The organism is Clostridium punense, from assembly GCF_017874425.1.
Classification (GTDB): Bacteria; Bacillota; Clostridia; order Clostridiales; family Clostridiaceae; genus Clostridium_J; species Clostridium_J punense.
Genome location: NZ_JAGGLL010000027.1, coordinates 14,169 through 26,901, shown reverse-complemented (window position 1 = coordinate 26,901; position 12,733 = coordinate 14,169). Strand labels below are relative to the sequence as shown.

14 protein-coding genes are annotated in these 12,733 nt (G+C 30.0%); 2 read left to right on the top strand and 12 right to left on the bottom strand.

The features are described from left to right. Window positions 1-47: 47 nt before the first annotated feature. A complete protein-coding gene (locus tag J2Z44_RS15565; protein WP_021281121.1) occupies window positions 48-500 on the top strand; it encodes a staygreen family protein in 453 nt (150 codons plus the stop codon). A 532-nt stretch (window positions 501-1,032) separates the two neighbouring features. Continuing rightward, window positions 1,033-2,022 carry a GNAT family N-acetyltransferase gene (locus J2Z44_RS15560; RefSeq protein WP_021281120.1) on the top strand — a complete coding sequence of 330 codons (990 nt, stop codon included), beginning with the start codon at window positions 1,033-1,035 and terminating at the stop codon, window positions 2,020-2,022. 270 nt (window positions 2,023-2,292) lie between these two features. On the opposite strand, the gene J2Z44_RS15555 is transcribed toward J2Z44_RS15560, so the two are convergent. The 12 genes from J2Z44_RS15555 to J2Z44_RS15500 form a co-directional block, all read right to left on the bottom strand. Next, entirely contained in the window at window positions 2,293-2,793 is a 501-nt protein-coding gene (locus tag J2Z44_RS15555) for a GNAT family N-acetyltransferase (RefSeq protein ID WP_021281118.1), read from the bottom strand. 57 nt (window positions 2,794-2,850) lie between these two features. Further along, window positions 2,851-3,756, bottom strand: a complete 906-nt coding sequence (locus J2Z44_RS15550; RefSeq protein ID WP_021281117.1) for a sensor histidine kinase — start codon at window positions 3,754-3,756, stop codon at window positions 2,851-2,853. Window positions 3,757-3,782: 26 nt separating this feature from the next. Further along, a complete protein-coding gene (locus J2Z44_RS15545; protein ID WP_021281116.1) occupies window positions 3,783-4,526 on the bottom strand; it encodes an ABC transporter permease in 744 nt (247 codons plus the stop codon). Beyond that, window positions 4,519-5,442, bottom strand: coding sequence for an ABC transporter ATP-binding protein (locus tag J2Z44_RS15540; protein WP_021281115.1), 924 nt, complete (start codon window positions 5,440-5,442; stop codon window positions 4,519-4,521). The genes J2Z44_RS15545 and J2Z44_RS15540 overlap by 8 nt, the downstream gene beginning before the upstream one ends. Window positions 5,443-5,454: 12 nt before the next feature. Continuing rightward, the gene (locus J2Z44_RS15535) at window positions 5,455-6,159 is read right to left on the bottom strand and encodes an ABC transporter permease (protein ID WP_021281114.1); all 705 of its coding nucleotides are present in this window, start codon (window positions 6,157-6,159) and stop codon (window positions 5,455-5,457) included. Window positions 6,160-6,175: 16 nt separating this feature from the next. Beyond that, the gene (locus J2Z44_RS15530; RefSeq protein ID WP_021281113.1) at window positions 6,176-6,916 is read right to left on the bottom strand and encodes an ABC transporter permease; all 741 of its coding nucleotides are present in this window, start codon (window positions 6,914-6,916) and stop codon (window positions 6,176-6,178) included. A gap of 4 nt (window positions 6,917-6,920) precedes the next feature. Next, window positions 6,921-7,820 carry an ABC transporter ATP-binding protein gene (locus tag J2Z44_RS15525; RefSeq protein ID WP_021281112.1) on the bottom strand — a complete coding sequence of 300 codons (900 nt, stop codon included), beginning with the start codon at window positions 7,818-7,820 and terminating at the stop codon, window positions 6,921-6,923. 210 nt (window positions 7,821-8,030) lie between these two features. Next, a complete protein-coding gene (locus J2Z44_RS15520) occupies window positions 8,031-8,726 on the bottom strand; it encodes a response regulator transcription factor (RefSeq protein WP_021281111.1) in 696 nt (231 codons plus the stop codon). 325 nt (window positions 8,727-9,051) lie between these two features. Further along, a complete protein-coding gene (locus tag J2Z44_RS15515; protein WP_021281110.1) occupies window positions 9,052-9,837 on the bottom strand; it encodes an ECF transporter S component in 786 nt (261 codons plus the stop codon). Window positions 9,838-10,081: 244 nt separating this feature from the next. Further along, window positions 10,082-10,669, bottom strand: coding sequence for an L-2-amino-thiazoline-4-carboxylic acid hydrolase (locus J2Z44_RS15510; protein WP_021281109.1), 588 nt, complete (start codon window positions 10,667-10,669; stop codon window positions 10,082-10,084). A 160-nt stretch (window positions 10,670-10,829) separates the two neighbouring features. Then, window positions 10,830-12,188 carry a DUF6179 domain-containing protein gene (locus J2Z44_RS15505; RefSeq protein ID WP_031270859.1) on the bottom strand — a complete coding sequence of 453 codons (1,359 nt, stop codon included), beginning with the start codon at window positions 12,186-12,188 and terminating at the stop codon, window positions 10,830-10,832. Next, window positions 12,188-12,676 (bottom strand): DUF6323 family protein, encoded by a 489-nt coding sequence (locus J2Z44_RS15500; RefSeq protein ID WP_021281107.1) that lies wholly within the window; start codon window positions 12,674-12,676, stop codon window positions 12,188-12,190. Before J2Z44_RS15500 ends, J2Z44_RS15505 begins: the two co-directional genes overlap by 1 nt. Window positions 12,677-12,733 lie beyond the last annotated feature (57 nt).

Genomic DNA, 12,733 nt, shown 5'->3' with positions numbered 1-12,733 from the left:
TTATCTCATATACTATTGTTATTAAAAATCCTATATAGGAGTGAATTATGAGCAAATTTAATCCTGAAAAATTATTTATAGAATTTACACAGGGAGTTACTGAAACTGAGCCTATTATTCCTAGGCGTTATACCCTTACTCATACTGATTCAACAGCAGAACTTTTTCTGACAATTGGTAGTGATTATGCCTTTAACAAAATAAATTATTCTATGCGGGATGAAGTTCTCGGTGAGTGGATACAAAAAGAATCAAGCTATAATTATAATGTATACTTACTTGTAGACGGTAAATTTAATGAAACCACGGCTGCTATTAGAGATACTATATTTAGAAGAGAATTGCCCCTGGCTCTACAAGCTATCAGATATGGCGATCAGAAATTTTTTAATGCCAATAAGGAACTTGATACTGTGCCGATAATAGTATTTTTTAGTTCTTCTATTGCTAAATACAATAAAGTAGAAAATTGGGGTACCTTTTCAGACTATATTGTTTGACTTGTACAGATTACCGTTTCTGCCTTAGCTCTTATTATCTTAACTGTGGACGTTGGAAAATTTATTTCCCTCTTTGTAGCTCATTTTAATATTCCTATCCAATCCCGAAGCACCTAATGAGGCTGCCAGTGCTACAGTTAATTTTTCATGGTGGGAAGAAAAAATAGATTGCTAATACACTAAAATAATAATAATAATATATTACCTTAATGAGATTCCAGGGAATCGATGTAGTTCATATTAAATGAAACCCTACTTTGGTTCCCTATTTAGGTACACCCTGCCTAAAGTATGTATTATCAATTGTAAAGTCCCTCTACCTACTCTAATATAATTTTTTTCTTTTAGTTTATAAGTCCCTCTCAAAAGTTTATACAATTAAATCCTTAGAACTTTTCATAACTTTTAGTAATATGTATAAGCTTTAATATTTAATGTTCAGATAATGATTAACTTAATGGCTTTTCATCCTAAAAATGGTATAATTTATACCATATGAATAACTATAGGAACTTTTTAGGGGGTAAACATTATGTATAGAATTTATGAAATTAATCCAAATGATTTAACAGAAAGTGAATTTAACAATCTATATTCTATAAATTGCATTTTAGAGCACAAATATAACTTTCTACACCGTTTAAATAATGTTAATGATTATAAGAATATATTTTTGTCATCCTTTACAAACATTGATAATCAACTACTTCTTATAGAAAAAGATTCTAGAATATGTGGAATTTTGACTTTAATTAAAACCTTTGATTGGAATGGTAATGAACAGCATAAGTTAACAATATCTTTATGTGAGCTTCTAATTGATGAAACTTTAGTAAGTTTTATTGACGAAATAATTAAGAATAAGCTAGATAAGTACAATGAACTTTCAGTAGTTACTTATAATAATGAGCTTCAACAAACAATAGAAAAATATACTCATAAGGTAGCTTTACGAGGTAACTATTATACTTTAAATAAGAGTGAAATTGATGTGTCTTTTCTAAGTAAATATATAGCAGAACAAGAAATTAAAAACTCAGATTTATCCATTAGATTCACAGATATTATTTCTGAGGATTTAATTGAAGCATATTGTAATTTATTTATGGAAACTATGAAAGACATGACAGATGTTAAGGAAGATGGTTATGTTCAATATGTTATAACTCCTGAAAAGCAAAGACAAATTAATGAATCTAATAAAAAAAGGAATCTTTCTCACTTTTGCTATATGATTTTCAACTCAAATAATGAGCTAGTTGCTAAATCAAATGTGTCTATAAACAATAATGATCCTCGCTTCCCCTATCAATTTATGATTGGTGTAAAAAGACCTTATAGAGGAAGGAATCTAGGGAAGTGGCTTTATGCTTCCATGTATAAAAGACTATTTGAAACTGTTAATTTTGAAAAAGCCCTTGTATGTCATCATCCTGACAATACTCCTGCTATAAATGTTAGCAAGTGGGTCGGCTATAAATTTAGCTATTTAGAGACTACTTATAATTTATATAAACACTAAAAAATTATCCTTGTACTATTTCAAAGTTTTCTTCATTACATCCTGCAAATAAAACTAATACAATAACCTTTATTACTTCAACAAACTTTTTCATAAAAATCAGCTCCTTTGATTTATCTTATGAACTAATTATAATCCCTTGATGGAATATTTGATATAGCATAATCCTTACATCTTTCTTACGATTTTGTAATAAAAACTTCAGAAAAAATTAAAGCTAAACTTTTTATAATAAGCTTAGCTTTAATTTTATTTACAGTTATTATATATTTACTTTTCACCTTTACCTAATTTATTTAAATAAAGTCCGAAGGGAACTTCATAAGTTACTGGTTTGCCATCCTTACCAATATAATGATAATCTGTATATTGATACTTAATAAGCTCTGAAAATCCCCAACAACTATACATTGAAGTTAATCTTTCTACATCATCATTATCAACCCCAATTGTAACTTCATTGAATCCACGTTCTCTCACTCTGTCTAACACCCTCATCATAAGTTTTTTCCCATAGCCTAAGCCCCTATAATCCTTATGTATTCTAAATGCACAAAGATAGGCTCTACCTTTTCCATTTGCCTCATCTTTATCTTCAGAGTCCCAAAATATATAAAGCTCACCAACTAGCTCTTTACTATTTTCATCTTCAACTGTCCAAAACTCAATATTTCCCTGCTGCATTCCTTTAGTAAAATATCTACATGTAGGTGAATTACTATTTTCCCATAGCTCTTGCATTTCTTCAATTAGCCCTATACGAATCCCCATTTTATCATCTCTCCTATTATCACATTTAAGTGAAGTTTACCTAGTTTAAAACTTAACCTAACTATTCATAAGTCCAAATTTGCAATAAATAATAAACATATCTCCTTCAATATGGCAGTTTATACTCCCACCCATTTTTTCTACTAAACCCTTAGTTATAGCAAGCCCAAGACCTGTTCCTTTTCCTGACCGTGTCTTGTCAGCCATATAAAACCTATCAAAGACACTCTCTAAGTCCTGTTGGGTCAAATTTGTAAAGGTATTACTAATTTTAAGTATAGTACTATCCTTTTTAACCTGAAGAGAAATGTCTATAGCATCCTTTGCATATTTTATTGCATTGCTTAGCAGGTTATCAATTATCCGTTCTACAGATTTCTTTTCTCCTATGATATACAAGTCTTCGCTTGGTATATTAATGCTTGGGTTAATGTTTCTTCCCATAAAATCTGCATATCTATCTAAAACAACCTGCTCTAATACTTTATTTATATTTAATTTTTCCATTTTTAACTCATAATCTAAGGAATCAATTAAGGACAGTTCATAAAAATCATTAAGTAAAATCTCTAAGGACTTTGCCCTATGCTCAGCAACTTCTAAATATTCAGCTTTTTCTTCCTCACTAATACCCTCTAGCTTTAAAAATTGAATATACCCAATAATTGATGTTAAAGGGGTCCTTAAGTCATGAGACATATTGGCAATGGTTTGCCTTAAATCATTTTCAACTTTTATCCTATTAGCTTCACTTTGTAGCTTTATTTCTATAGTTTTGTTTATTTTTTCTGCCAGCTTTTCTATGTTTTTGTTTAAAAGCCCTATGGTAATCTTCTTATTTGTTTTGCTTGCATTAATATATGCAAGTTGATTTGATAAGCTCTTAATTTGGTTTCCCATATAAAATAATCGAAAACCTAGTAAAAATACTATAATTAATAAGAATACAACTAAATATGCCATTTGCCTTTCTACCTCTCAATATCTTCTTATTTTATATCTGCTTTCTTAAATATATGATTACTTATAACTATACATAAAGCTATAGTTAATAAAGATATAGCAAGGATTTGAAGTACTTCATAAACGCCTGATTCTTTTGCAGCAATAACATATGGCTGTGATATTGCAAGTTTTTGGAAAACCCATCTTATTGAAGAATTACGAATAGACATAAAGCTTATAATTCTATATGCAAAATCAATCCCGACTACTATACCTATAGTAAGATTCATATTCTTTGTGACAAAAGCAATCAAAACATTAATACTAGCTATTGCACCCTGAGCAATTGCTGTAAAAAGAAGCATTCCTAGTAAAGATAAGAAGGCTCTAAAGGTAAATACCTCTCCATAGCCCCGCTTTATTGTTGCTATAAGGAAAACTACTAAAGGTGGACTAAAGTTAAAGGCAAGGATACTAACATAATAAGCTATGGATTTAGATAAAAATATATGACTTCTCTTGTGTCCATAGGATATTAAGTTCTTTATATAGCCAGAAGTGAATTCTGTCACTATAAAATCTGCCGCAAAAACTCCACCAATTATATTTGAAGCCAAACTACTTTGCATAAAAAGCATATACATTAGTGCATCTTTTCCTCCATCAACTTTTAAACTCTCAGAGAAAGAATAGATTACAAGTGCTTGAAGTAGAGATAAAAATACAAAAAAGTAAAATAGTTTTGATTTTCTTAGTTTATAAAACTCTATTTTAAGTAAGTTAAACACTCTGTTCTCCTCCTACTATCTTACTAAAGTATGCTTCAAGTTCTTCTCCTTTTGGCATAATCTCCTTAACTTTTATTCCAGCCTTAACAAGAACCTCTGTAACTAACTCAGTTTCATCTACATAATCATATAAATTTATAACTTCATTAGGCAAAATATTATAATTTAAAGTTCCTAACTCCTTATTTATTACAACTGCTGCACTCGCTGCGTTATCTACCTTAATATGAACATATTTTTTACATTTACTATTGAGTTCCTCAAGGGGCAGTTCCTCTACAATCTTACCCTTATGAATTACTCCAAACCTAGTTGCTAAATGATAAACTTCCCCTAGTATATGACTAGAAATAAGGATAGTAATACCGTATTCTCTATTTAACTTTTTAAGTAGTTCCCTAAGTTCTATAACTTTAACCGGATCAAGTCCATTAATAGGTTCATCTAAAATAATAAGTTCAGGATCTCCTAGCAGTGCCATTGCAATCGCTAATCGTTGCTTTCCTCCTAAAGATAAGGTTTTTACCTTTTTATTCTTTTCACCTATTAATTCCAATGATCTAAGTAGTTTTTCAATGGCTAACTCTCCTGGTATTCCTTTTTGTAATCTATTAATATGCATATTTTCATATACAGTTTTATTGTCATAAAGAGCTGGTGCTTCCACAACAGCGCCAACTCTTCTTCTTTCATATTGAAGTTTATCCTGCTCACTTTCTCCAAAAAGCTGAATAGTTCCCTTATCAGCAATAGAAAGTCCAGTTATTATTCTAAGTAGGGTACTCTTCCCAGCCCCATTTAATCCTATGAGTCCATATATTTCGCCTTTTTTTATTGTCATGCTAACACTATCTAAAACCTTTAAATTCTTATATTTTTTTGAAATGCCTATTAACTTTAATATATCATTTCCCATAATTTTATCCCTTTACATGTTTTTTCTATTAATTATAACACAAGCTAACGTTAAAAATAAGCTTCCACACATAAGCATAATTATAGTTTCTTTAGCAGTATAGCTACCTATTGAAAACCCAGTGTTAGCTATATAAAAAGGTAAATTTACTATAAATTGTTTTACTTCTTCACTTCTGTCAGATTCTAAGACTTGCTTAAAGATTGCCAAAATCAAATCAAAATAGAGTACATAGGTTACAATTCCAGTAACAATAAAATTTGAACTTACAATGGAAACTAATAGTATAAATGAGCCTAAAGTAAAAGAATAAATTAAAAAGGTTATTAAATTAACTAACAGTAACTCTAATTTAACCCCACCTGCAATCCAATTCAAAAGTTGATACCATACATAGCATATTAAGGAGGTTGTTAAAAAGCTTATAAGCTTAGAAAATACTATTTCATTTCTAGTAAAAATTCCTGTAAAAACAACTTTATCTGTTTTATTTGCAAATTCTTGAGTTAAGGAAAAGCTACAAATAACTAAAATTATATATGGAACCAACTGTAAGAAGGTCATTGGAACCACAGAAAACTCAGCTTCTTGAAGAGTTTTTATGAGTAAATAACTAAAGAAAGATAATACAGTTAATCCAGTTAAAGAAAATATTATATCCTTTATAAACTTTTTTCTCTTAAGCTCCAAGGTTATAACTTTTAAAGCTCTATCCACTATTCTCACCCCCTGATTATTTAATTTCTCTTTTACTAATTACGAAGAAAGATATTACAAGAAAACCTACTGACCACAAGAAATTTATTACTACACTTTCTAGGGTAATTATCCCCTGAGACATAGCCACCACATTATAAAATGGTGTTTTCATGTATGAAGAAAAAGTTTCTACAAGTTCTGGCTTGGTAGTTGTTAAAACTACAATGGCAGCGGTGTAAAAGTTCACCATGCTTAAAAATAAAATATAAAATAATATAGATTTTTTATCATTGAACTTTAGGGAAACTATTAAAAGCATAAGGCTTCCCATGGCAAGAGTTATAGAAATATAAGAAATAAATAATTGTAGATGATTAAAGGTTAAAAAACTAGAAAACCCAATTTTATTAAATAAAACCATTGTAGCTAAAACATTATTTATTTCTGCAAGTATATAAAAAACACCACCTAGTAGAATTAAAGATATTGCTTTTGAAACCATTATTTCTACTCTGCTATATATCCCTGTAAAAATAGTTTTTGTTGTATTCCATCTTATATCATTTCTTAAGATAGACACTGATGCATATAATATTATCACATATAAAAATCTTGAAAATTCAAATCCATATTCATTAAGTCCATATTTGGGTGGATGGACAAAAAGAATCCAGAGCATTGAATAACCATAGGCTGCAATAATTCCTATTAACATTTCCTTAGACCTTACTATATTTTTTACATTTAAATAAGATATCTTTGCTAACTTATCCATTTTCCTATTCCCCCATAGTTTTTAAGTATTTCTCTTCTAAGGACTCTTTTACCTCATGCACACTTCTAAGTGGTATATCAGCCTTACTAATACTTAAAATTAAATCTTCTAACTCTTTGATATCAACTTCTGCTTGAAGTTCCTCTTTAGATGTAACTTGGTGACTTATATTTTTAGTGTTAAAGAACTGTTCTAACTTATCTAACTTACTAGTTACAAAAGCTACCTTTGATGAGGACTTTCCTTCCTGCTCCAAGTTTTCAACCTTAATAATTTCTCCCTTTTGTATGAACACTACCTTATCACACATAAGTTCAATTTCTGAAAGAATGTGGCTTGAGATTAAAACTGCAGTGTTTTTTTCCTTTGCTATATGCTTTATAAACTTTCTAAGCTGTGGAACTATAGCTGGGTCCAATCCATTGGTTGGTTCATCTAGGATTAAAACTGGCGGATAGGTTAGCACAGCTTGTGCAACACCAAGTCTTTGCTTCATTCCTAAAGAATATTTTTTTACTTTTTTATTTACATAATCTTCAATGCCTAAACTTTTAACTATTTCATTAATTTCACTTTTATCCTTTAAACCTGATATTTCTGCGAAGAATAGTAAATTTTCATAACCAGTGAGTTCTGGATAAAACCCTGGTACTTCAATTACGCAACCAATTTCCTTTGTTTTTAAGTGTTTTCTATCCTTTATATTTCTACTATCTATAAAAACCTGCCCCTCATATTTAGGAATAAGTCCTGTGATTATCTTCATTAAGGTAGTTTTTCCCGCTCCATTTGGTCCAACAAGTCCAATAATTTCTCCTTGATTTATTGATAAATCAACACCATTTAATACCCTTTGTTTTCCATAAAACTTAGTAACATTATTAACCTTTAAAATTTCACTCATAAATGATCTCCTCCAAAATTCAAAATCTTATTTTTCTTTTTTCCATTACGGAATAACTTAAACTAAGAATGAAAACTTTCCTTATTGTTAAGAAGTTTTTAGTTAAGCTTTTCTCATTTCAAAATAATATCTCTTTGTTTTCTCCTATGAGATTATTCTATAAAGTGAAATATAAAAAAACTTAAAGGAATCCTTAAGAAAATCTTAAGTTTATCCTTTAAGTTTATAACCCATACCCCATATAGTCTCTATGTATTCTTCCTTTGGATTTGCCTTTTGTAGCTTATTTCTTAAATTACTCATATGAACATTTACTGTGTTTTCATCGCAAAGATATTCCTCTTCCCATACACTTTCAAAGATGTTTGCCTTGCTAAATACCTTCTTAGGATGTGTCAAAAGTAGCTCAAGGATATTATATTCCCTTGCTGTTAGATTTAAGGCTATATCATTTACCCTAACTTCTTTAGTTTCTTTATTTAAAGTTACATCTTTATAAGTTAAAATCTGCTCTACTGAATTATGACTGCTAAACTCAATATATCTTCTAATATTTGCCTCAATTCTTGCAGATAGTTCTTCAATATCAAAGGGTTTAGTAATATAATCATCGGCTCCTAGCTTAAAGAGTTCAAGTTTTACTTGTTTATCAAGTTTTGCTGAAATCACTATAACTGGCATGGTCTTAGTTTTTCGTATATTTTTTATTAACTCTTCTCCTGACATTCCAGGTAGCATTAAATCCATTAACACTAGGTGAAAGTTATTACTTTTCAAATATATCATAGCCTCTGTTCCAGAAAATGCTTGTACTACCTCATACCCACTTTTTTTCATAAGGATTGCCACCAGTTTGTTAATGTTGTTATCATCTTCAACTATTAAAATTTTAATTTGTTCCTTCATAATTAACCCCTTCATTGCTTTCTTTATGGTATTACTTATACATATTATACCATAATCTGTACACATTGAAATTATATAACAAAAGCTATCCAGCCAGAAACCTATTAAAAGTTTTCTGCTGAATAGCTTTAAGGCATCTTCAAAAAATAAATAAGTCAGTCTGCTCGTCTATTTTGTGCTATACTGCGTCAACATAATCCTCTGATACCCCACCTGCGGAACCTGTTTCCTTGTCAGCACAAGTTTGCTTGTGAACACAAAATAGCCTTCACATCTTTGACTTGTCATTTATTTTCAGATGCCCAATTTATGGATAAATTATATTTTAGGCTTCAATTTTTATATTGGATCTCGTAACTACTCTTGAAAGTGGCACATATAAAATTACAGCCACAACTATTGAGAAGGTTCCATTAATTAACGTAGCAGGAAGACTTACTGCTGAAGTTAACACAGCTGGATAAAAACCACTACCTGCAATTAGCAGGTTAAATACTCCAAATAAGAATTCTCCTACTAAGTTAAATACTATACCTGACACTGCTCCCATTATTGCGTACTGGACATCAACAGAGTATTTCTTAGCTGATATTGCTGCCCCTCCTAAAGAAATTCCAAGTATAAGTGAGAAAATATACAAAACTGGATTAATAACCAGCTTCTTTTCAATACCCGCAACAGCAATTTGATTTCCATTTGTTATAGAAGCTATAAGTAAAAGTATTCCTATTAATGTAAACACTATAGAAGCAATAAAAATCCACTTTACTGGTGATTTAGCTTCAGCTTTTCTTCCCTTTGATGCCACCTTGCCAGTAAATATGCCTATACCAAACTTAAGAATAAAAGTTTTAGGTGCACTTGAGCCATAACCATTCATAATATCAAATAAACCCATACCTATGGACCCTGAAGCCCCTCCAACTACTCCATTAAAAAGCAATGCTGCCAGTATTACAAACATATTACCCATGTGTAAAAATGGCTTTCCTACTGGCGATGGAATAGGAATTTTAAAGTAAAGAGCTACATAGCAAAGTGCAGCAAACAGTCCTATAAAAACTATTGAACGGGTTGAAATTTTATTTTCCTTAGAATGTACCGTATTCATGTTAATCCCCCTAAATGTATAATTGCTATTTTGTATCGGTACACATATCATTGTACCTATACATTTCGCCCATATTATATAGTCTTCTTTCCAATATATCAATATATTTACAGGGATTTTTAGTTAATTTTTTGTGAAATTCTAAAATATTCTGTAGGTCATAACTTCAACCAACCTATTTAATACTTATTTTTCAAATCTCTACACCAGTACTTAATAAACCTGTTCTATAATTCTAAGCAACCTATTTTTCGTAAATGTACCACTCACAAATCTCATCACCTAGAAGGTGCGACTTTCTAACTTCACATATAATATTTTCGTTAAACCCCTTTACCAAATAAGGATCTACACTACAATGAAGTCTACACATTACTTCTTCTAAGCCTTCCTCTTTGGATATTCTACTCATTGGGCATCCATTTTCTTGTCTAAATAATAAGGCCTTCTCACAGCTTTCTTCTTTTACTAAGTTGTGTTCTCCAAACAATGGAATAATGTTATTTAAGGTATTTTGTCCACAGTTTTTTGCGAAGCTTTTTCCTTCTCGAACTACATCTTCAATCTCCGCATCATGAATAACGTTAAGTACTTCCCCACCAAATCTAGTCTTCATTGCACTTACTATATCAAATGTATGAATTAAATACCATCTAAGCAGTTCATTGTAACTTACCTTAATTTCTTTATAGACTTCAAAGACCTCATCACCATATCTATCTCTTAAAGAAGTGATAATTCTTTCCAATCTATTCATTTGAAATTCATGAAGTTCATAAGCAAATTCTAGCTCTCGTAATTCTTCCTTAGTTGAGACTTTAACACAATCCATAATTTTGCCCCCTAAAATTATTTTTATATTAATATTTCTACATTCTTATAAAACATAGGAATAAAATACACCACATTAATTTAGATTTTTCAGTTTCGTAATAACATGATTACTTTGGTAATTAACAAGAAGAGATTGTTCACAACAATTTGAACACAATCTATAACTCAATACTCTTAGCTAAAGCTACTACATTTTCTCTTTCTATAGCATTTAAACTCTCAAAATACTCCTTAAATTTTATATTCCACTCCTTCTCGTTTTCTATCCTATAATCAGTCTTAAATTCTTCGTCATTATAAATATTTTTTGCAATTAATGCCCTCTCAAAAGCATCTAGTGCTTTAAAAATATCTATATATTCATCCTCAAATATACAATCTGCTCCTAATACATCTAATAAATCCTCTAGGCTATGAATTTCTTCTCTAATAAGCCTTATTTTACCTTCTATGCTACTACAAACTCTAATTTCTTCAGTTACCTCTCTAAACTTATTATTATCTAACATCTTACCATCTTCATATTTAATTAAATTTTCATCTTTTTTACTTAAAGTAATAAATACCCTATCCAAGGTATTATTCTCCATATTTTTTCTTACTTCTGGTATGACTTCAGCTATCACCTTGTGTATATACTCAATGAGTTTTTTATCCTTAATAGAAAATTCATGACAAAGCTTTTCTACTGCGTCAAAAAATAGTCTTTCTAGTTCTGCTGTAGATAAATCTTCTATAGTTCTCTTTAAATATTCTCTATTCCACTTAGTTATATCTAAGGCTCTCCCCTTGTTTCCAACTAGAATGCATCCTAAGTAGTTAGTAAGAACTAGCTTGAAAATATTTATCAACATATGCTTTGAGTTATTGCAAAAGCCTTCTAGTAAAGCTTCAATCTCTAAAACATCAAAGTATTCACAGAATTTATTTTCAAGAACTAACTTATTTAAATAATCTTCTATATATTCAATTCCTACTAAATGTATTTCCTCAATAGCTAGAGGGTAATCTATAGAACCTGGAGTTTCATGACTTGCAAACCTTCTATCGTACTTTTCAAAGAATAGTTGTACTCCATAATCAATGGTGTCAATATAAGCATAGTTTTCAGTGTTTAATTTAGTTCTATTTATGATTTCAAGTAATCCCTTGCATTTATCCACTTTTTCTTGTAGTATTTTCTCTCCTTCAGCAAACAACAATTTCATATCTTTTTCCTTAATTAAATCTATACTTTCTTTTATTGTTTTTTGATGTTTTAAAGATAGCCCTAAGGTGTAATAAATAGATAAAATAAGTTGCTCTGCTACTTCCTCTCTAACAGAAGAACTTGCGCCTTTTGTAAAGTAACCAACAATTTCCGTCATAACACTTAATAATTGAAGTTGAATCTTTTGAATATCACTTATATTTAACAATCCATTGGAATAGGAAGCTTGCAACAGCGATTGAAAATAATGCTCTTTGCTTATTAATCCTTCTATAATTTCCTCTTTGTTAATAATATATTTTTTCATTACCATTCTTCCTCTACCTCCTCATCCATATAATCATCTACATTTAAGTAATCCTTCACTCCATACTTCACATTATGGGCTACTTTATCTAAGTACCTATATCTAAGTAAATCTAAATCCCCCTGGCATTTATTATCAAAATACTCCTTCATAAATTCGATTAGCTCATCATCACTTATTTCTTCCAAAGTTTCATTTTTAAAGTAATAAAAGTTTTCTATGAGTTCATTAATTATTTCTACATAATTTGATTGTAAAATATAAGGTGAATCACAAAAAGTTGAGATAATCTTTGTGATTATTCCTCCTCCGAATTCAACTCTGCCCGTTGAGCTTAAGGACTGATCTCTTGTTTCCACAATTGCTTTTACATCTTGCTCAGAAAGTTTTAATCCATATTCTAAAGTATCTTCGTTAATTTGCTCTATTTCAGAAAGTATTTGATTAACTGCTATAGAATTTGGAATAACCATAAAATAATTTTTCACAAATTAACCTCCTAAATTTAAAGATTTCCTATTGACATTTGCATTTATATATGTTAT

Bases quoted from the DNA above. Each gene is read 5' to 3' on its own strand.
- J2Z44_RS15555 (WP_021281118.1), bottom strand. From the start codon at position 2,793: ATGGGGATTCGTATAGGGCTAATTGAAGAAATGCAAGAGCTATGGGAA.
- J2Z44_RS15510 (WP_021281109.1), bottom strand. From the start codon at position 10,669: ATGGATTGTGTTAAAGTCTCAACTAAGGAAGAATTACGAGAGCTAGAA.
- J2Z44_RS15565 (WP_021281121.1), top strand. From the start codon at position 48: ATGAGCAAATTTAATCCTGAAAAATTATTTATAGAATTTACACAGGGA.
- J2Z44_RS15560 (WP_021281120.1), top strand. From the start codon at position 1,033: ATGTATAGAATTTATGAAATTAATCCAAATGATTTAACAGAAAGTGAA.
- J2Z44_RS15525 (WP_021281112.1), bottom strand. From the start codon at position 7,820: ATGAGTGAAATTTTAAAGGTTAATAATGTTACTAAGTTTTATGGAAAA.
- J2Z44_RS15520 (WP_021281111.1), bottom strand. From the start codon at position 8,726: ATGAAGGAACAAATTAAAATTTTAATAGTTGAAGATGATAACAACATT.
- J2Z44_RS15530 (WP_021281113.1), bottom strand. From the start codon at position 6,916: ATGGATAAGTTAGCAAAGATATCTTATTTAAATGTAAAAAATATAGTA.
- J2Z44_RS15550 (WP_021281117.1), bottom strand. From the start codon at position 3,756: ATGGCATATTTAGTTGTATTCTTATTAATTATAGTATTTTTACTAGGT.
- J2Z44_RS15540 (WP_021281115.1), bottom strand. From the start codon at position 5,442: ATGGGAAATGATATATTAAAGTTAATAGGCATTTCAAAAAAATATAAG.
- J2Z44_RS15515 (WP_021281110.1), bottom strand. From the start codon at position 9,837: ATGAATACGGTACATTCTAAGGAAAATAAAATTTCAACCCGTTCAATA.
- J2Z44_RS15505 (WP_031270859.1), bottom strand. From the start codon at position 12,188: ATGAAAAAATATATTATTAACAAAGAGGAAATTATAGAAGGATTAATA.